The organism is Porphyromonas pogonae (genome assembly GCF_036320655.1).
Taxonomy (GTDB): domain Bacteria; phylum Bacteroidota; class Bacteroidia; order Bacteroidales; family Porphyromonadaceae; genus Porphyromonas; species Porphyromonas pogonae.
In genome coordinates, this window is record NZ_CP143258.1 from 2288872 (window position 1) to 2310624 (window position 21753).

Annotated in this window: 15 protein-coding genes; 6 read left to right on the forward strand and 9 right to left on the reverse strand. The window is 39.3% G+C overall.

The annotated features are described in order from the left end of the window. Positions 1-11: 11 nt before the first annotated feature. Entirely contained in the window at positions 12-2459 is a 2448-nt protein-coding gene (gene lon, locus VYJ22_RS09130; RefSeq protein ID WP_329903688.1) for an endopeptidase La, read from the reverse strand. Between the two features lie 1838 nt (positions 2460-4297). Here lon and VYJ22_RS09135 point away from each other — a divergent pair. Continuing rightward, positions 4298-6796, forward strand: a complete 2499-nt coding sequence (locus tag VYJ22_RS09135; protein WP_329903690.1) for a hypothetical protein — start codon at positions 4298-4300, stop codon at positions 6794-6796. Positions 6797-6822: 26 nt separating this feature from the next. Continuing rightward, positions 6823-7557, forward strand: a complete 735-nt coding sequence (locus VYJ22_RS09140; protein ID WP_329903691.1) for a GLPGLI family protein — start codon at positions 6823-6825, stop codon at positions 7555-7557. 236 nt (positions 7558-7793) lie between these two features. Here VYJ22_RS09140 and VYJ22_RS09145 read toward each other — a convergent pair whose 3' ends face one another. After that, positions 7794-8702 (reverse strand): IS982 family transposase, encoded by a 909-nt coding sequence (locus VYJ22_RS09145; RefSeq protein WP_159036305.1) that lies wholly within the window; start codon positions 8700-8702, stop codon positions 7794-7796. Between the two features lie 302 nt (positions 8703-9004). Between VYJ22_RS09145 and rpsF the strand changes: the two genes are divergently transcribed. The 4 genes from rpsF to VYJ22_RS09165 all read left to right on the forward strand — a co-directional run bounded on the left by rpsF (position 9005) and on the right by VYJ22_RS09165 (position 12731). Then, on the forward strand, positions 9005-9355 hold the full coding sequence (rpsF, locus tag VYJ22_RS09150; protein WP_329903692.1) for a 30S ribosomal protein S6: 351 nt from the start codon (positions 9005-9007) through the stop codon (positions 9353-9355). A 2-nt stretch (positions 9356-9357) separates the two neighbouring features. After that, positions 9358-9627, forward strand: a complete 270-nt coding sequence (gene rpsR, locus VYJ22_RS09155; protein ID WP_329903693.1) for a 30S ribosomal protein S18 — start codon at positions 9358-9360, stop codon at positions 9625-9627. Between the two features lie 27 nt (positions 9628-9654). Next, a complete protein-coding gene (gene rplI / locus VYJ22_RS09160; RefSeq protein WP_329903695.1) occupies positions 9655-10182 on the forward strand; it encodes a 50S ribosomal protein L9 in 528 nt (175 codons plus the stop codon). Positions 10183-10541: 359 nt separating this feature from the next. Beyond that, positions 10542-12731 carry a TonB-dependent receptor gene (locus VYJ22_RS09165; protein ID WP_329903696.1) on the forward strand — a complete coding sequence of 730 codons (2190 nt, stop codon included), beginning with the start codon at positions 10542-10544 and terminating at the stop codon, positions 12729-12731. 406 nt (positions 12732-13137) lie between these two features. Here VYJ22_RS09165 and VYJ22_RS09170 read toward each other — a convergent pair whose 3' ends face one another. The 7 genes from VYJ22_RS09170 to VYJ22_RS09200 all read right to left on the reverse strand — a co-directional run bounded on the left by VYJ22_RS09170 (position 13138) and on the right by VYJ22_RS09200 (position 21579). Then, on the reverse strand, positions 13138-15129 hold the full coding sequence (locus VYJ22_RS09170; protein WP_329903697.1) for a glucosamine-6-phosphate deaminase: 1992 nt from the start codon (positions 15127-15129) through the stop codon (positions 13138-13140). An 84-nt stretch (positions 15130-15213) separates the two neighbouring features. Continuing rightward, positions 15214-17127 (reverse strand): ABC-F family ATP-binding cassette domain-containing protein, encoded by a 1914-nt coding sequence (locus VYJ22_RS09175; RefSeq protein WP_329903698.1) that lies wholly within the window; start codon positions 17125-17127, stop codon positions 15214-15216. After that, positions 17124-19205, reverse strand: coding sequence for a tetratricopeptide repeat protein (locus VYJ22_RS09180; protein WP_329903699.1), 2082 nt, complete (start codon positions 19203-19205; stop codon positions 17124-17126). Before VYJ22_RS09180 ends, VYJ22_RS09175 begins: the two co-directional genes overlap by 4 nt. Before the next feature lie 3 nt (positions 19206-19208). Further along, positions 19209-19778 (reverse strand): peptide deformylase, encoded by a 570-nt coding sequence (gene def, locus VYJ22_RS09185; protein WP_329903701.1) that lies wholly within the window; start codon positions 19776-19778, stop codon positions 19209-19211. Between the two features lie 21 nt (positions 19779-19799). Then, entirely contained in the window at positions 19800-20225 is a 426-nt protein-coding gene (ruvX, locus tag VYJ22_RS09190; RefSeq protein ID WP_329905607.1) for a Holliday junction resolvase RuvX, read from the reverse strand. A gap of 107 nt (positions 20226-20332) precedes the next feature. Further along, complete coding sequence (locus VYJ22_RS09195; RefSeq protein WP_329903702.1) at positions 20333-20476, reverse strand: hypothetical protein; 144 nt, start codon at positions 20474-20476, stop codon at positions 20333-20335. Positions 20477-20670: 194 nt separating this feature from the next. Then, positions 20671-21579 carry an IS982 family transposase gene (locus VYJ22_RS09200; protein WP_329903704.1) on the reverse strand — a complete coding sequence of 303 codons (909 nt, stop codon included), beginning with the start codon at positions 21577-21579 and terminating at the stop codon, positions 20671-20673. Between the last annotated feature and the right edge of the window lie 174 nt (positions 21580-21753).

The window sequence follows — 21753 nt, forward strand, 5'->3', positions numbered from 1 at the left end:
TATTATTCTTTTTATTCTGCTGTTTCATCAAGCAAAGCCTCTTTGAGCACTTCATTGATATCTTGGACATAATGAAACACAAGACCTTTGAGGTACATATCATTGATTTCGTCAATATCCTTCTTGTTTTCTGAGCACAGGATTATCTCCGTAATCCCTGAGCGTTTGGCCGCAAGTATCTTTTCTTTGATGCCTCCTACCGGCAGGACTTTTCCTCTCAGCGTAATTTCACCGGTCATAGCCAAATTGGACTTCACCTTACGCTTCGTAATGGCTGATACCAGTGATGTCACCATAGTGATACCGGCACTGGGACCATCCTTAGGTATAGCACCTTCAGGGACGTGTATGTGTACTTCCTTGTCTTTGAACATATCCGGTGTAATACCCAGTTCCGAGGCATGAGCCCTCACATAGTCCAGCGCCAAAATGGCTGATTCTTTCATCACATCCCCCAAATTTCCCGTAAGAGTGAGTTTGGACTGCTGTCCCGTATGCAAGCTACTTTCAACATAGAGTATTTCACCTCCTACACTGGTCCATGCAAGCCCGGTAACTACACCGGCATACCCGTTGCCCTGATATTTATCACGCATAAATCGGGGTGCACCCAGCAATTCTTTCAAATCCTTGGGCTCCACCTTATACAATACATCTCCTCCGGAAGCTTTGACACGAGCTATCTTTCTCGCCACCTTGGCAAGCTGTTTCTCCAGCCCTCTCACACCGCTTTCACGAGTATAGTCCTCGATGATAGACTCAAGAGCTTTCTTGGAAAACTTGATCTCACCCTTCTTGAAGCCATGCTCGGCAAGCACCTTAGGCACCAAGTGTTTGGAAGCGATCTGTACTTTTTCTTCAGCAATATATCCTGTTACCTCTATAAGTTCCATACGATCTCTTAGCGGCTGGGATATTGTAGAGAGGTTATTGGCTGTAGCAATAAAAAGCACGTTGCTCAGGTCATAATCGATATCCAGATAGTTGTCATGAAAAGCTTTATTTTGCTCCGGATCCAACACTTCCAACAAAGCAGATGCGGGATCACCTTTGAAGTCGTTGTCGATCTTATCTATCTCATCCAATACAAATACAGGGTTGGATGTTCCGGCCTTTTGCAAGCTCTGGATGATACGCCCGCTCATAGCTCCGATATAGGTGCGACGATGGCCTCTGATCTCAGCCTCGTCATGCACACCACCCAAAGAGATACGTACATACTTACGTCCAAGACTTTCTGCTATGCTGCGTCCCAGTGAAGTCTTTCCTACTCCGGGAGGGCCATACAGACAGATAATAGGCGATTTCATATCGCCTTTGAGTTTGAGCACGGCGAGATGTTCTATGATACGCTCCTTCACCTTTTCCAGACCGAAATGCTCACGATCCAGGATCTGTTGTGCCCTGTCAAGATTGAAATTGTCCTTGCTGAACTGATTCCAAGGCAGATCCACTATCGTCTGTAAGTATTGCAGTTGGATAGAGTAGTCGGGGCTTTGCTGATGCAAACGCTCCAGCTTCTTCACCTCACGCTCGAAGATCTCTCCCACCTCATCGCTCCACTTCTTACTACGTGCTTTTTTGCGTAGCTCGGCGGCCTCTATATCATTCATATTGCCACCAAGTTCTTCTTGGATAGCCTTGATCTGTTGTTGCAGGTAATACTCCTTCTGCTGCTTGTCCATCTCCTCACGGGTACGATTCTGGATGCTTGCTTTGAGTTCAAGCAACTGCAACTCCTGATGTTGCAGATAAAGCAACCTGAAACCGCGTTCCTTCAAGTCGTTCATCTCCAGCAAATGTTGCTTCTCTTCTATTGAGTTTGTGACATTGGCAGAAGCAAAATTGATTTGGTACAGAGGGTTTTTATTATTGCGCAGTGCTACGATCACCTCACGAGGTATTTGTTCGTTCATGGTGCTCATCATCTTGAGACTGAGCTCCTGAATGGTCGACACAAGCACATCGAACTCTTTGTCCTTGTTCTTGGGCATGAGGTCGGGTAGTAAAGTCACACGTCCCTTGAGGTAAGGCTCTGTAGCTGTGATCTCATTGAGTCTGAAACGCTGCCGTCCCTGAATGATAGCCGTGGTAGATCCATCCGGCATCTCTATTACACGTAGCACCTCAGCGATAACACCTACATTGTACAGATCATCTTTTGCAGGATCCTCTACATTAATGTCTTTTTGGGATATTGCTCCGAAATATAGGCTTTTCTTCTCCGCCATCTTGATGAGCTTGAGCGATTTTTCCCGTCCCACCAGTATGGGCATAGCCACACCAGGGAATAAAATCATATTCCTCAACGCCAAGATGGGTAATTCCTCCGGCAAGTCTGCCATGTCTATTTTAAAGTCCTCATCTTCTTCGCACATCGAAAGGATAGGAAAGACGGTGGGACAAGTATCATCGTCTACTTCGTCAAAAAAACGTATCTGTTTATTTTTATTAATCATCAATTTTATCTCCTCGTACTCTTGCGCCCTCATTGCAACGGCGCTAATTGTTTACAAAAATACAATAAATCCTTCACTTAACCTTTGAGAGCCGGCATAGCCCGGAAAATGTTTGCTAAAACCGTCAAGAATCGTGCAAAACAAAGCTTACAACCTTAAATATCCAGCATTGAAGGGATGCACGTTCCCACCTCGCACACATCTACACAGCAAATATTATGCCACTATCAATCCAATAAGATGTTTATTTATGATATCAACTCAAATACAATCATTAATTACTATAAATTTATCTTTGAAGTCATGGAACTGCCCCCTTACCAATCCTTATAATAAGACTACAAGATGAAAAAGAAAATAATCGTAAAGTATCGTAATAGATAAAAAACTTACATTTTGTCAGAGAAACTGGCTGTGTTGCACATTTTACCCTTCCCACACATTACTCTCGAATTTCGAGGTCTTGACAAAGGGAGGTACGATGTTGTATCTTTGTTAAACGTAATTTATACTATTTATACTCTTATTTATTTCGTCTTATATGACTCTCTATACTAAGAATAGCAATACAAATAAAGTATACAGCACTCTACGGGGTCAGTACACCATAACCGACATGTATGGCGCTCAGTCTTCATCAAGTAAGGCATGGCAATTTTATGCTATCGTTCAGAATAAAAGACTACTGCTGCATTCATGTATAATCCTTGCATATTCCCTTGTTTTCCCTCATAATCGTGAGATCACTCCAGCTGTACCTCTCCTTATCCAGCGAATATAGAGAGTGAGCGGGCTTTACTCATTGGTCTAAATTAATCACATCCAAAAACACACTTTAAATCTTACCCTCCACTTTTCCGGGAGTGAATTACATGCTTTCATCCGGATCAAAGGCACAGAGACATTCCTGTTGAAATGCAATCCGCTCAGCTACGGTGGTAAAATTTATCTTTTCACTTCTGACAATTTACCATACCATCCGTTTAAATTCATCGTACACGAAGCACTGAGACATCGTATAAGGTCAATCGTCTTTGTATATAAGGATAATCGTCCGTGTATACACGGACGATGGTCCTATGTATACGGACAACAGACTTATCATAATGAAATCTGGCTGCATTACACAAAACTTCTTATTTGCAAAGTATTACAAAATAAAAATTATAATGGGGAAAGGATTATTTCAGATCTTTATTTTATGGGCGAAATAGCAAGTTTTGTTTATTTAGCCTCCACTCTTACTTCATTCGAGGATAACAAAAGCGTATTCTTATTTGAATTTTGTCTAAATAAGACCTGTTTTTTTCATAAGATACAACTACAACTAATTATTATCCGCATATTTTACTCTTATTTAGTTACGGAACTCCCAGAGACTTACAAAAGGACCTATACCTTAATCCGGGAGATGTATTTTTGACATTTTGTCAAAATAAGCCTGGAGCGCCTGAAAAATGCTAATCCACAACCTAAATAGATACGACCAAAACAAGGATGCCCCGACATCCCATGATGAAAACTTGAAGAGTGTGACTAATGATAATACCAATCTCAATAAAACCATGATACTTTAGGTTAGATAATAAAGCAGATATATAGTGGAAATAAAATATTTTATATGATCCGAAATCCGAAAAAAAAATCTAAATTTGAGATCGTTGCGGCTCGGATCAAAACATGTACCCATGAAGCTAAATAAAGATGAAATTCACTCGACTTCTCTATACACTCATTCTTCTCTCCCATGTCATCACTGCTTATAGCCAAAGTAGCATCAGCGGCATGTATACGACGGAGACGGCAAGCCGTTAGGCAACATATCGCTGAAACTTATTTTGGATAAAGACAATTCGCCAATAGCAACCTCAATAAGTAAAAAAGACGGCAGCTATGTCTTTGCAACTTTGAAACCTAATACTTATTTCATCGAAGCCACAGCAGTAGGACTTCAACCTCTCAAAAAAAGGCTTATGCTCTTCAATAATACCGAGATGAAAGTTGATTTGACAATGAATGAGAAGATCATTGAGCTTCATGAGGTTACTGTAAAGTCTAGCGGGATCAAGAAACAGGGGGATACTACCACTTATTTTACCAATTATTACAAAACAGGGCAAGAAAAGAACGTTCGCGATATTCTTGAAAAATTGCCGGGCATAAACATAGACCGCAACACAAATGCAATCACTGCCAACGGAAAGTCTGTAAGTAAAATATTGGTAGAGAAGCAAGATCTGTTTCAAGGCAATACTTCCACTCCAATGGAGAACCTGGGAGCAGAGGGCATAAACAGCGTCAATGTTATAGACAATTACTCAGAATACAACATCTTAGATGGGTTCAAGACCTCGAACCAAACAGTTATCAACCTGAATGTAAACGGCAAAATGAAAGGACGGTTGAGTGGGCAAGGCGATATTCAAGGAGGTGTAAAAAGTAAATATTTCATAAAAAACTCTTCGCTACTCATAGGTAAGCATGCGATGATCTCAGGTATAGCGTCGGCCAATAACTCAGGAGAAAGTGTTTTAAGATCAAAAGATATTATCGGAATGAGTGGTGGTTACAGCGAGTTACTCTCCAATGAAGATCCGCAAGCTGCCATGATAAAAACACTATCCACCTATTCTTCTTTTATTGACAATAGAAAGAATGTCTATAAAAGGGACAACGGTATTGTTTCGCTCAATACGGTAATCATGCCGTCAGAGAAAATAAAAGTGCTGTGGAATGGTATGATAGGTTTCGATCGTTATCACTTGAGGAGTAATGACCACTATGAATACACCGGTAACCATATTAGTTATGACAACATGACCCATGAATTGCAGAAAAAGACCCACCTCCTGACCAATATGAAGTTATCTTTTATGCCATCACGGTCATTCAATGTTTTCTATACCGGGAAGTTATTTACGAATTACTTGAATCAGGATATTGACAATAAAATATTCAACAACAACTTATTGGGTATCAACAAAAACAGCCTGATTACGACAGAAAACAATATTTTAGCCATTAAAAAAATAGGTAAGAATTCTATAAACCTTTCCCTTGACCTGAACTTAACCGATCAGGATGTCAAGTATTATTTTACTTCGGACAGTATATTTTATAATAAATTCTTAGGCTTGGATGACCGGTACAAATATAAAAGTAAACATCAGGATCAAAAGTTATCCGCACAGCTTTTTTATCTGTTGCGATTGAGCGATCAATATTATCTCAGGATAGGAGCACAAAGTTTGTATGAGAAAGACAATCTGATCACCAATCTCACCCCCAATAGCCATGTGGCAGATTTCGACAACGACAATTATGTAAAATGCCTAGACAATAACATTAGCCTGAAATTGAGTAAAGACATCGGCAAACTAACATTTACGACGGGTGCAGCTTTAAAAGCAGTAAAACTTGAGAATAACATCAACCGGGATTTCAAGAATACTCCTAAAATACTATTAACACCCATGCTCCGTATGACATATAAGTTTTCGAATACCAATTTTATAAACCTCAACTATAATGAAGCCTTTGTGACTCATAGTATCAAGGACATGATAGATGGTTATTACATAGACTCCTATAACAGGATTACTAACAGCGATGTAAATAAACTTTATGGATATGTGCATAAAGCCGAACTATCTCACATATTTATGGATCTATTGAACGGATTCACACTAATAAACATGGCGAACTTCGAATACAAGAAAAACAACATCACCAATGACTATGCCATGAACTTCATAATAAATCAAACTACCCAAAGAGTTGTATCCGGAGAAAAAGCGTTTACCTGGATGACGTCTGCTGATCAGAAATTCATGGTTATGCCTTTGGACATCAAAATAAACCTGATGTATACTCATATCTATACTCCATTTTACAACAAAGAAGAGTTGCTCAAAGCTAAAAACAATGTATTGAATACACAAAGCCTCATCACTACGCACTACAAAAAAGGACTAAACGGTAAGCTCGTGATAGATTACATGATGAGCAGTTACAATAGCTCTTTGGGCAAAAATACGCTTCATAGTACGGATTGGCTGGCAGAATTGTCATTTACAGCAAAGAAGTTATATGCTGCCATGGATATGAGATATAGGACTTATCGGTTTAACGGAAATACGACCCACAATACCTACTATGACATTACATGCAGATACAAGATTACAGAGAAAATGACGCTACAAATAGTAGGGAACGATGTACTACATCTATCAAGTAGGACACAGACCGAGGCTGTGCTAAACAGCTATTTTACCAATTACCGAACAATCGACTACATGCCCGGAAGCATAAGAGCCGGTTTTGTGATAAAATACTAATTCAACCTAATCAAAAACGAATCAACATGATGAAACAATGTAAATTTTCGACATGGCTCATCTTGGCTCTGATAACCGTCACTGGACTCAAAGCACAAGAACTTACTGTAACGTATTCAGCAAAGCTCAACACCAATTCACCCGATCTTTTTAAAGAGGCGGGATTGCCCGACCAGATGCGACAGTCACTGGTCAATGCCTACAGTAATGTAGAATTGACTTACAACATGTGCTATAGTAACGGTGAAAGTGAATTTAGACAACTACCCTCGGATAAGAAGCAGGAGATCAATTTCATGGGGCAGAAAATTGATCTTAATACCATGATGGCGGAACAACTAAAAAACGTCACGTATAAGAATTATAAAACAAATACTCTTCTCAATAAGACGGTCTTCTTTGGCAAAACCTTTCTCATCAAAGATACCATACAGATAGAATCCATGGAAGTAGTCAAAGGAGAAAAGAAAGAAATACTGGGATATGAATGCCAAAAAGCGGTATCAAAAGACGGAGCTAATACGATATGGTTTACCGAATATATACCTATAAAGGCAGGCCCCATTGATGCTAATGTAAAGGGATTGATTCTGGAAGCAACGATGAAGGAATATATCTACCTCGCTACCAAGGTAAGTGATGGAGTAGATCACAAGATCTTACCTCCCTCTGATGGCAAAGTAATGACCAAGAAAGAGTTTGAGGAGATGGTAAAGAAAAGAACAGACATGTTGAAGATGGGTAATAATGACCCCTTCTGAATTTTTTTCTTAAAATTGTATGATATTTCCTTCATCGAGTAATCATTGAGATATTTCGATGAAGGGAATTGATATGTAGAATAAGTATTTAGCCTTATGAAATATTTTCATTTAAAAGATATAGCATAATATTGTTGTCCTTCTTATTCTTATCGGGATGCCAAAGATGGAGGCCTGAAGGAGAAGCTATCATAAATAAGTTTGACCTCCACTATTTAAACAAACGTGAGTTCGGTCTAAGCGTGGTGTACTAAGAGGGTTGATGGATTGTGTATGATTTCTAGGTTTAATTCCGGCTTTTTGGGTAGCAGATTGTAGGCAATTATGCCGGCAATCAAATTAATGGCGAAATTATTGACGCTTCTATGTCGTGTATGCTCTATTTGACAAACGTTTTTGAGTAGGTCATTAACGGTTTCCACAAGGGCTCTTTTTCTGAGTAATATCCTATCATACAGGCTCATCAGTGTGTTTTTCATGTTTTTCTTTATCTTCGTAATCATGTGTATGTCGTCAATGAAGAGCTTATCGAAAAGACTTTGTGAGATGTATCCTCTGTCGCCAACAAGTTTGCCGAATAGTTTCTTCGTGAAGGTTCCGCCTTTAAGTGGAGCACGGTCATCCGTATTCCCCGGTGTGATTTGATATTGAATGATTTCACCCCGGTCGTTAATCACAATATGCAGTTTGAAACCATAGAACCATCCCATACTGCATTTGCCCTTTTGGGCCCATCCTTTCATGGTCTTATGCCCGTGTGCCCGCTTGATATGGCAGGTGCGTAAAGGTGTGGAATCAATGAATGAGATACCGGTGCATTCGCCCAAACAACACATATTGAGAAATGAAATTAGTTTGAATGCCACCTTGCTTTGTAATTCCACAAAACGATTGTAAGAGACCAACGAAGGAAAATCCGAATGACATTGTTGCGTAATATATTGAAGATAAAAGGACTTAAAATCGCGATACCTCGAATGATGGAAAAGAATCAGAATAGTCATGATTTCAGCATCGGACATCCTAAACTTGCGATTTCTTCGCTTTTTGTTTCCTTCGCAAAGGGTTCTTTGCTGAATCAAGGTATCGAAAAGTTTGGAAAAATCATCGGTAAGACAGAAAATTTCAACTATATTTGTTTTCATAAAGTGGTGTTTTGTTTGTTTATATCTTATTGATTATCAACTACTAAGATACAAATAATTCACCACTTTTGCAATGAAATACATAAGAAATTACACTGATTTACAACACTTTCTAAACTCTATTATTCCTATTATCCCTTATATCGAACTCACGTTAAACAAAATAAGTGCATAGACAAGAAATATCATTGTCTCCTATGCATTATAAAAGCAATGATATTAACCTGTAATATTTCGGGTTATAAATATTTTACGTATCTTTGCAGGCGATAAATTTTTTACAAAATTATAACTCACAGAGTATGAACAATTACGAAACCGTTTTCATTTTAACACCCGTTTTGTCTGAAGCTCAGATGAAGGAAGCGGTAGAAAAATTCACGAATCTTCTGCGCGAGCAAGGTGCTGAGATCGTAAACGAAGAGAATTGGGGCCTGAAGAAACTGGCTTACCCAATCCAGAAGAAATCTACCGGATTTTATCAGTTTGTTGAATTCAACGCAAACCCTGAAACTATCGCTCTATTGGAAACAAACTTCCGTCGCGATGAGCGTGTGATCCGTTTCTTGACTTTCCGTCAAGACAAATTTGCTGCCGAATATGCAGCTAAGAGAAGAAGCTTGAAATCATCTACTAACAAACAGGAGAACTAATCATGGCATCCAACAACTCAGAAATCCGCTACCTGACTCCGCTGTCAGTAGACACCAAAAAGAAAAAATATTGCCGTTTCAAGAAAAGCGGTATCAAGTATATCGACTACAAAGACCCTGAGTTCTTGAAAAAGTTCCTCAACGAACAAGGAAAAATACTTCCTCGTCGTATCACAGGTACTTCGCTCAAGTTTCAGCGTCGTATAGCTAAGGCAGTAAAGCGTGCTCGTCACTTGGCTTTGCTTCCTTACGTAACAGACATGATGAAATAATAATAAAACCAGAGGAGACAGAATACAATGGAAGTTATTTTGAAAGAAGACGTAATCAATCTTGGTTACAAAGATGATGTGGTAACTGTAAAAGACGGTTACGGAAGAAACTTTCTAATCCCCCAAGGTAAAGCAATTCTGGCCACAGAATCTGCTAAGAAAGTATTGGCTGAAAATCTGAAACAACGTGCTCATAAGATCGCTGAGATCAAAAAGCAAGCTGAAGAAAAAGCAGCCAAACTGGAAGGAACAAACCTTGTTATCACAGCTAAAACCAGCTCTACAGGTACTATCTTCGGATCTGTTACTAACATTCAGGTTGCAGAGGAACTTGCTAAGAAAGGTTTTGATATCGATCGCAAGACTATCTTCATCAAAGGCTCAGTGAAAGAAATCGGTTACTACAACGCTCAAGTACGTCTTCATAAAGAAGTATCGGTAGATATTCCTTTTGAAGTGAAATCAGAAAACGAAAGCGTAAACGTCGCAAAAGAAACTGAAAACAAAGAAGAAGCTCCTGCTGCTCCTGTACAAGAAGAAGAATCAGCAGAATAATCTTTATCATAGTCTTAGACTTGAAGATTATTGTAATGAACATGTAATAGCTTAGGCTATTTGCATTATACAAACCGAAAGGGATTGTTACTCACAAAAGTAACAATCCCTTTTTTATGTTCATTACCCCAGAAACACACCTTAAATCACAATTTCGAAAGACTAAACCGAACAAGAAGCAAGGGTTATGATTGGTTAAACAGACTCAATGTTAAATAAGCATAAAACAATAAACAATTGAACAACATCAGAAATATTATGAACAAAAACCACAATAATACAACAGATAAGTTTTGTTTTTTATTTATTTTTGTTGCTCTTTAAACCCAAAATACTATAATTATTTTATCTACTTACAAGTGAAAATAAAAAAACTAATCTTGCCATTATCTCTTCTGTGTGCTTTATACTCCTCCGTGCAGGCACAAGAAACCTCTCAAAAGAAAAATGTTGATACACTGAAAGTACAACAACTGGGAGAAGTAGTAGTAACATCAACGCGCCAATCAGAAAAATTATCCAGGATTCCGGCTTCTATCACTGTAGTTTCACCGGTACAGTTACGCAGTTTCGCTCTAAATACGAGCAATATCAGCCAGATACTTGAATATACTGTTCCTGGCATATCACCTTCAACCGGAACCTATTCCAACTACGGACAAACTCTTCGCGGTCGAAATATGCTCATCATGATCGATGGAGTGCCTCAATCAACACCTTTGCGAGACGGAGGTTTGGATATGAAAACAATCAACCCTAACGATCTAAAAGCTGTAGAAGTAATCAAAGGGGCAACTTCGATATACGGTGTAGGCGGCAGTGGTGGTTTTGTGAATTATATCACACGGTCGGCATACAAAGACAAACCTATCGGAGGAACAACACAAATATGGGGAACAAGTAACCTGACAAAATTAAAGAATAGCTTAGGCCCGGGTATATATCAATCTCTATATGGAGGTATAGGTAAATGGAGCTATTATTTGAGTGGTAGTTATGAGCATACAGGCAATATCTACGATGCAAAAGCCACTCCCCTGTTTCCAACATATAGTCTTGCCAATACCAAAACAATAAGTAGTATGGGCAAACTTGTCTATGACATTAACAATCAGCAATCACTGAATCTGCGTATGTCTTATTATAAATCCAGACAACATAGTAAGTTTGCTCCGGTAGACAGAATCTTCAAAGTCTTTAACAAAGAAGGTGATTACGAACTTATACCTGGATACGGTGTCCCCGGCACTATACCCGGAACAGATCCCGGTAGTGAATCATTTAATACTCAGTTGACTTATAAGCTAGACAAGATATTCAACAATACAACCCAGCTTATTACCGATTTTTATTATCAAGATGTAAAAAATACATTCTTCTATGCACTTACCTTTGAGGGTGGCGGACAATCACAAATCAATTCGCAGAAAGCGGGAATAAGACCTAACTTCAACACACGACTGGATATCAATGGAAACGAATTATCATTGACATATGGTGTGGACTTGCTAAAAGATAAAACGTCTCAACCGTTGACTGACGGAAGAATCTGGATGCCTGCACTCACCCTAAAGAATATGGCTCCATATTTCCAATCAAGCTACAAATACAAGGAAGAGTGGGTCGTAAAGGCGGGTATTAGATATGATGTAATGTCCTTGAGTGTAAGAGACTATAACACACTCCCCTACTCAGTAAAATCTGATGGTATATTTAGTAAGCCGATAGCAGTAAAAGGGGGATCGATCAAATTCAACAATGCTTCATTTAATGTAGGTATTCGCTACATCAAGCATCCCGAATTTATTCCTTATTTGAGCTATTCACAAGGATTCTCACTGCCTGACGTAGGGGTGACTCTGCGTAATGCTAAAGTGAATGACCTAAAAGACATTAATATAAAACCTATTGTGACAAACAACTATGAGTTTGGTTTCATTTCTAATTTCCCCCATGTAAGGTTCGAAGCAGTGGCATATTATAGCACATCAAAATTGGGTACAGAGGTCGTTTTTGAGAAATCCACCAATAGATTCGTAGAGTCACGCTCTCCTCAATTTATTTATGGAGTAGATGCCTCTGTTGATTTTAATTTCTTTGATAGCAAACTTTGCTTCGGTGCTACATATTCATATGTTGAGGGATTGACACATGCGGTAGATGATCCGCACACACTCACATATATCGGAAGCAATTCCATCATGTCTCCCAAAGCTACAGGTTATGTACGTTATCAGATAACCCCCAAATGGTCCGCAGATCTCAATATTTTACACGTTGGAAATAGAAAAAGGTTTGCCCCTATATTTGATGAGCAGAAGCAAGAATGGTATTATAAACATCAACAAATACCTCTCAAAGGCTATACAACGGTGAAACTACAAAGTAGTTACGACATTACTAATAGTCTCACGGTGTCTCTAGCTGTCAATAACCTCTTTAATAAATACTATTTGCCACTCAAATCGCAGTGGATGGCTTTCATCAAGAATCATACGGCTGCGGGCGAAGGAGCCAATGCCAGGATGACTGTTACATACAAGTTTTAGAGAATAATATTTCAACTATAACATAGCCTCCCTTTACCTTTCAATACAGCAATTGAAGTAAATAGGGGCTATTTAATTTATAAGAGTTGCATCAAAACAAATTCATGTAAATATTTGCATGAAAAAACATTATTAATATTGGCATCCTATTCCCATATTTCATGTAAATTAAATGAATCCTCAACAAAATCACAGATAAGCATTCGCTTACACATTTTTTGGGATACTAGCACAAAGCAGATCCCTTCATTCTAAATGATCAAGGGGAATAAGTACAGAACATGTATTTCTAAAACTATAGCTCAAACATAGACAGGAAATAAACCCTGCTATATTTGAGCTATACTTATAAGTCAAATAAATCAAGCTCCCAAGGAAGCTTTACTACAATGACTATCCTTTTTGATTAAGGAAGGGGATGGTACTGTACAAAAGCCTCGATAGCCTCATATGAAGCCAACCCAAGATCGCTGTACAACTTAGCTGTCTCTCTGTTACGATCTTCAGCCCTTTGCCAAAACAAACGCTCGTCGTCACCCAAGAAAGGCGCAGACTCCATCTGAGACTGATGTTTCAGGATGCTGTTTCTCTTGAAACGAAGTTCCTCGGGACTCATAGGTACAGCCATCTCAATGTGTTCTATCTCCCACTCTGCCCATGCGCCTCTATACATCCAGATTCTACAGTTGTTTTTGAACCATTGGTCGTCCTTGAAAATATCCACAGCGGCTAAGATAGCATCCAGGCATACCTTGTGTGTGCCATGAGGATCAGCCAAATCGCCTGCTACAAAAATTTGGTCAGGTTGAATGGTTTCAATAAAATCTTTGACGATCATAACATCCTCTTCTCCTAGATCATTCTTCTTTACAGTACCTGTTTCATAGAAAGGCAAGTCCAAGAAGTGTACATGATCCTCTTTTACTCCTACATATCTACAAGCAGTACGTGCTTCTTCACGGCGAATAGTACCTTTCATAAAGCGTACATCAGGACGCTCAGGTTCCCCTTCTACTTTGTCATGAAGGAGAAACTCCCTGATCTCTTCTGCTCTTTTCAGAATAGGACTATCGTCGTTACCATAATGATGGCACACATTTCTCAGATAAGAGACATAGCGTACAACTTCCTCATCACCTACAGCAATATTACCCGAAGTCTGATAAGCGACATGCACATCATGACCTTGCTGAACTAGCTTATGAAAAGTACCACCCATAGAAATTACATCGTCATCGGGGTGCGGGCTAAAAATAATCACTTTCTTGGGGAAAGGAGTAGCTCTTTCCGGGCGGTTGCTGTCGTCGGCATTAGGTTTACCTCCCGGCCAACCAGTGATGGTGTGCTGAATATCATTGAAGATCTTAATGTTTACATTGTAAGCAGATCCGTAAGTAGCCAGAAGTTCACCCAATCCGTTATCAGCGTAGTCCTTATTGGTAAGTTTGAGAATAGGCTTACCTGTGATTTCACAAAGCCATACAATAGCACGGCGGATAAGCTTATTATTCCATTCGCAATTGGTTACAAGCCAAGGCTGGTTTATCCTTGTAAGCAGAGATGCTGCCCCTAAATCCAAATAAACCTTAGCATTACTATGCTGCTGCAAGATGGAAGCGGGTACAGCGTCAGTGATTTTACCCTCTACTGCTTTGGCTATCTGACGAGCCTTATTATCTCCCCATGCCACCAAAGATATCTCTTTGGACTTCACAATAGAGGCTATCCCCAAGCTGATAGCACACGCAGGTACAGCTTCAATAGAAGAAAACATAGAAGTAGCTTCTTTCTTCGATGTCTGATCAAGGAGTACTAGCCTTGTATATGTATTGGGATGCGTACCGGGAGCATTGAATCCGATATTGGTAGAAGCTCCGATACCTAAAATAAGATGATCTATACCTCCAAGAGAATCTATGTGAGATTCAAAATCGTCACAAACCTCGCTCAACATATCTTTCTCACATGAGGAGTTGGGGCAGTATATATTCTCAGGCTTGATATCCACTTTGTCCAATAACTCTTCTTTGATTTTGGCATAGCAGCCTACAGGAGAATTTTCGGGCAAAGGATAGTATTCATAACAAATCACAGCAATCACATTGGCAAAACTAAGACTTTCGACCTCATGTAACCGAACGAGTTGCCTATATACAATAACAGGAGATAATCCGCCTGATAAGCCTAATACATATGGCTTATTGCTTTTTTGAGCCTCTTGTATTTCTTTACCGATATGTCTTGCCAGTGTAGCTGCGGCTTCGATGTCGGTATGATAAATATCTGTTGGGATATTTTCATAGCGACATAGCACTGTCTGCTCAAAAGCATTTTTGGGTCTATAGTATTGTTCGGGAATATCAGTGAGAGAAATCAATGAGCTAAGATTAGTTCTCATATCTAAAAATATTTATGGTTTATTTTTTCTCTTACAAATTTACTTTATTATTATACAATAATCAAGTAAATAATTAATTATAAATTAACCCAAACTTAAGGAAATTTGTTCCCATTTGGTCAAAAGTAAATTTTGTTCCTTTTTCAAAGCGTCATATTGTTTATACATTACCCCATCAGTAAGGTTTTTGGGATCTTGTAATTTCAATTCAATATCCTTTATCGCATCATCCAATCGCTCGATATCACTTTCGATCTGCTTGAGCTCTTTTTCCAAACTCTTTTTGGCTCTTGCTTCCTCTTTTTGTTTGCGATAATCGATCTGAGAACAACTCATATCAGAGCTCTGTGTTACATTTTTAGAAGAAGTTTGACCACTATCAGCTTCTAAAGCAGCCTTACTATTAATCCAATCATATATACCTCCCAAATGTTCTATGACTGTGTGACAAGCAAATTCATATACTCTTGAGACCAAGCCATCAAGGAATTCACGGTCGTGTGAAACGACAATCACTGTTCCATCAAAATTAGAAATGGCTTCCTTGAGCACATCTTTTGAGCGCATGTCCAAGTGATTGGTAGGTTCGTCCAATATAAGGAGATTGGCAGGTTTGAGCAAAAGTTTGATAATAGAGAGTCTTCCACGCTCTCCTCCACTCAGCACTTTCACCTTTTTTTCCGCTGTTTCACCACCAAACATAAAGGCTCCGAGAAGATCGTTAATACGTAAACGGATATCGCCTACAGCTTCACGGTCGATAGTCTCATAGATGCTCAGATTATTGTCAAGCTCAGCATTTTGAGTTTGGGAGAAGTATCCGATCTCTACATTATGGCCTATTTTTAATTCTCCTTGATAATCATGGATAAGTCCCATGATACATTTAACCATAGTGGACTTGCCCGATCCGTTTTTGCCCACAAAAGCGACTTTATCGCCACGTTTGATAGTAATATTAGCATGCTCAAAAACAATCTTATCGTCGTAAGACTTTCTGAGATCTTCACAAATAACCGGGTAACTTCCAGAACGTACTGCAGGAATAAATTTGAAATGCATAGCCTGCCGATCAATCTCATCCAACTCTATACGCTCTATTTTTTCCAATTGCTTGATACGGCTTTGCACTTGTACCGATTTTGTAGCCTTGTATCTGAAACGTTCAATAAAGTCTTCCGTATCCTGGATAACCTTTTGCTGGTTCTCATAAGCACGCCTTTGTTGCTCAAGACGTTCTTCACGAAGCTTTACATAGTGGCTGTAATTGGTTTTGTAGTCATATATCCGCCCCATTTCTATCTCGATAGTCCTGTTAGTAGTAGCATCAATAAAAGCTCTGTCATGCGAGATAAGCAACAAAGCTGATGAACTACCTGCAATAAACTTTTCCAACCATTGGATGGATTCTATATCCAAGTGATTGGTAGGTTCGTCGAGCAATAGCACATCCGGTTTTTGTAGTAATATCTTGGCTAATTCAATACGCATACGCCACCCGCCACTAAATTCTGAGGTAGGTCTATGAAAATCGGTCCTATCAAAACCCAATCCCATCAAAGTTTTTTCTATTAGGGCATGGTAATTACCGGTTTGGAATATAGATAGCTTATCCGTAACGTTAGAGAAATGTTGTATAAGATCTTGATAAGACTCAGACTCATAGTCTGTGCGAGAAGACATCTCTTCAGTAAGAGAGTCGACTTCGTCCTCGAGCTGTTTAATGTGCCCAAAAGCCGTCTCGCACTCCTCATATACGGTATTGTTCTCTCTGAAAGTCATCACCTGTGGCAGATAGCCCAAAGTTATTCCTTTGACACAAGCTATATTGCCGGAGGTGGGTTCATTGATCCCCATGATAAGTTTGAGCAAAGTAGATTTGCCTGCACCGTTCTTACCTACCAAGGCAATGCGATCTTTGGGAGAGATTACAAAACTTACATCATCAAATAATACTTTCGAACCAAAATCAACTGTTACGTTATTGATGGAAATCATTTGCTATTCATCCTTTTAATAATATTGTACGACTCATACACACCGTATTCGCCTGCCGTACTCAAGTCTTTTTTACCTTTTGTAGCCTCTCCTTTTGAGAGATATAGCAATCCACGATTGAAATATGCCTCTCCAAATTTAGGGTTGAGGCTAATAGCTTTGGTGTAATCTGCAATAGCATGCTCCACGTCTTTGTTTTGAGCAAAGATGTAAGCCCTATTGTAATAAGCGTATGCAAAGTCAGGGGCCAGCCTGATTACTTCGTCAATATCTTTCATTGGGTTATACAATACCAGCGACAACTGGCTGTCAAATTTCTTGGCATCTTGTGGCAAAGTTACCCCCATGCTATTCTTATTAGTAACTACAAACTTCTCTTTTACAGCGTTCTCTTCTATATTGATACGGCTGTGCTCCGCCTCTTGCTTTTTCACTGTAGCTACGGCACGCTCAAATAAAGCAACCACATTGGACGGATTGATTTTGAGAGCATTGCTCAAATCTTCTATGGCCTGATCATGATTTTGCATCAACAAGTAATCAATACCTCTGCGAATCAATAATATCTCATTATTCTCGACTTTGTCTGATATTTGCTGAATGTCTTGCTGGTGGAAAGCCATCTGCTCGCCCGTAAGTGAGGCCTCCTTATTGGACAAGATCAATCGCTTCGGCAATATGTTCTTCTTGTTGATATCGTCCAATTCTTTGGCATAATAACTTACAGGAGTAAGATCCGTTTCCGACTTATCGTAATAAGTAAGAGCAAACATTCCTCGGGACTGTATCATCACATCCCGATCCTGAATACGCCCACGCAACTGATTTTTATAAGTTACCTTGGGAGTAGCAGAAGGTTCTGATACAACCAAAAGATTAAACTTGTCTATCGTATTATCATCTTCTGTACGGGTTTCTTTCTCTTTCTTACCCGCAGCTTCCAATGCATTTTCTTTTTGTCTCTGCGGTGACTTTTTCTTCAAATCAGCTTGCATGTCGTAAGCATGCCAATAGTCTCTATCTGCACCCGCAAGGTCTTTAATCATTCGTTTCGACTGAGACCGTGCAATAAACCCTTGATAAAAATGGGGATACTTCCCTATCACGGTGTTAAAGTCTGCAATGGCTTTTTTATGACTTCCTATTTGTGCGAGCAGTAACCCTCTGTTATATATAGCAATGTAATTGTCAGGGGTCAGTTTAATGAGATTATCAAGATCTTCAACAGCCCCATTGAGTTCACCCACATAAGCCCTCAAAAGAGCTCTGTTGAACAAAGCTATTTTATCCACAGGATTTTTGGACAAAACATAAGAGTACTCAGTCATAGAGCCTTTGAGGTCATTCAATTGATAGAGCATAATACCTTTATTGGTATGGTAAGAAAGCTCATCACCATTGAGTTCGATGGCCTTATCGATATCCTTAAGAGCCTCTTTGTATTTGTTTTTGGTATAATTGATCTGGGACCTCATAGCATACGGAGCATCATCAAAAGCATCCTGTGAGATCAAAGTGTCCAATAACTTTTTAGAATTGGTCGTATCTTTTTCTTCTAAATACAATTGAGATTTCAAGAGTAGGACTTGCGTATTCTTTTTGGAGAACCTACGCAGTTCATCTATCTGCTTATGGGCTTCTTTATATTTTTTCAACGCCATGTACACTACAGCCAAGTTATAATTCATGCCCAAGTTATCAGGCGTAAGCGAAAGGCCCTTGATATAATCAGCTTTTGCCTCTTCATACCGTTTTTGGTTCTGCCGGGCTATTCCCCTTACGAGATAAGATTTCGAAATAAAAGCATTGCGCTCAATAGCTTGTGAAGCATCTTGGTCAGCCCCACTGAAATCATCCAAGCTAATCTTTGCCACAGAGCGATAAAAATACGGCTCTGCCATCCATGGACGAGTAGCAATAACTTGATTGAAATACCCTATTGAGACTACGTAATCTTCAAAATACAAAGCATTGCGTCCTATAGACATTACTCTGTTTACGTCGATCTGAGCCGATAATGAAAAAGATCCATACAAAACGGCACTTAACATCATTAAAAAATTACGCAGTCTTCTCATAAACTATTTCTTTTTATTTTGAGGAGCCGATACTACTCTATAACCAGGATTCACTTTACCCTTCATGATATTTAAAACTTTTGCCTTGATGAGTTGCTTTCTGATAGGTGATATATGATCTATAAAAATCTTACCCTCTATGTGGTCATACTCATGTTGCACTACGCGAGCCGCAAATCCGCTAAGCTCTTCACGGTGATGCACAAAGTTTTCATCATCATATTCCAAAGTTATACCGTCAGGACGAGATACCTTTTCATGTATCCCCGGAACACTCAAACATCCTTCATACTCCACCACATCATTATCGGAATAATCAGTGATTTTGGCATTGATCAGTACTCTTTTGAAATCTTTACATTCAGGAAAATCCTCAGCCATAGGCGAAGCATCTATAACTATAAGGCGGATATCCCGTCCAATCTGAGGTGCAGCCAGACCAATTCCATCAGAGTGATACATCGTTTCTTTCATGTTCTTGATAAGCTCCTCAAGTTCAGGATAGTCTTTATCAATATCTTCAGATACTTCCCTGAGTACGGGGTGTCCGTATAAATATATAGGTAGATTCATTTTAATTTATAGTGTAATTTATCATTTGAGAAACCCGGTGGATTCCATATAGCTCTGCAAAAGTATCACAGCACTTACTTCATCCACCAAGCCTTTGTCTTTTTGTCTTCTCTCTTTCTTGATACCCGCATCGATAATAGCTCGTTGTGCTATTTTCGATGTAAAACGCTCGTCAAGCATGATGATGGGTATTGTGGGGAATGTCTTCTCAAACCAGTTTACAAAAGGCTTTATGTACTTCATCGATTCAGAATCTTCAAAATTCATTTGTTTAGGATGTCCCAGCACTACTTTATCAACGGGCTCTTTGGCAAAATATTCTCTTAGAAAATCCGGCAGGGTATGGGTACTTACCGTAGCCAATCCGCCGGGTACTATCTGTAACACATCGGTCACAGCAATACCACATCTCTTTCTGCCATAATCAATCGAAAGTATTCTTCCCATAGTATTGCAAAGGTAACCATAATTTAGAAGAAAATTATGTAGCACCATAAGGTAATCAACTATATACTCATTGAAAAACTCTATACCCCGAGCCTGCAATACCTCACTTACCAATACAGTCCAAAACATCCGCATGCTTTGGAGAATGTTCGCTTCCGGGCTATGTAGCCTACTTGCCTCGCGATCATAAAAAGAGACCGTTGCATAGCAGGCAAATTGATTCGTTGCTTGCGAGATTCGCGCTTGGTCATTTACCTGAAGTAAACTCCCTGTGCACTCACTCTTAGCGCCTTGCACTTTACCCTCTCTGCCCGGTCAAAGTGTTTTTTGTCGGCTTTGCCTCCAAAATCCACAAGACTGTTGACTTTTGCAACAGTCTCAAAAAAGTCTTTCGGCAAGGATATCTTACACTCCGATGCGCCCAATAATACCACGTGAGTTCGGTCTAAGCGTGGTGTACTAAGAGGGTTGATGGATTGTGTATGATTTCTAGGTTTAATTCCGGCTTTTTGGGTAGCAGATTGTAGGCAATTATGCCGGCAATCAAATTAATGGCGAAATTATTGACGCTTCTATGTCGTGTATGCTCTATTTGACAAACGTTTTTGAGTAGGTCATTAACGGTTTCCACAAGTGCTCTTTTTCTGAGTAATATCCTATCATACAGGCTCATCAGAGTGTTTTTCATGTTTTTCTTTATCTTCGTAATCATGTGTATGTCGTCAATGAAGAGCTTATCGAAAAGACTTTGTGAGATGTATCCTCTGTCGGCAACAAGTTTGCCGAATAGTTTCTTCGTGAAGGTTCCGCCTTTAAGTGGAGCACGGTCATCCGTATTCCCCGGTGTGATTTGATATTGAATGATTTCACCCCGGTCGTTAATCACAATATGTAGTTTGAAACCATAGAACCATCCCATACTGCATTTGCCCTTTTGGGCCCATCCTTTCATGGTCTTATGCCCGTGTGCCCGCTTGATATGGCAGGTGCGTAAAGGTGTGGAATCAATGAATGAGATACCGGTGCATTCGCCCAGACAACACATATTGAGAAATGAAATTAGTTTGAATGCCACCTTGCTTTGTAATTCCACAAAACGATTGTAAGAGACCAACGAAGGAAAATCCGAATGACATTGTTGCGTAATATATTGAAGATAAAAGGACTTAAAATCGCGATACCTCGAATGATGGAAAAGAATCAGAATAGTCATGATTTCAGCATCGGACATCCTAAACTTGCGATTTCTTCGCTTTTTGTTTCCTTCGCAAAGGGTTCTTTGCTGAATCAAGGTATCGAAAAGTTTGGAAAAATCATCGGTAAGACAGAAAATTTCAACTATATTTGTTTTCATAAAGTGGTGTTTTGTTTGTTTATATCTTATTGATTATCAACTACTAAGATACAAATAATTCACCACTTTTGCAATGAAATACATAAGAAATTACACTGATTTACAACACTTTCTAAACTCTATTATTCCTATTATCCCTTATATCGAACTCACGTTAATACCAAACAACAAGAG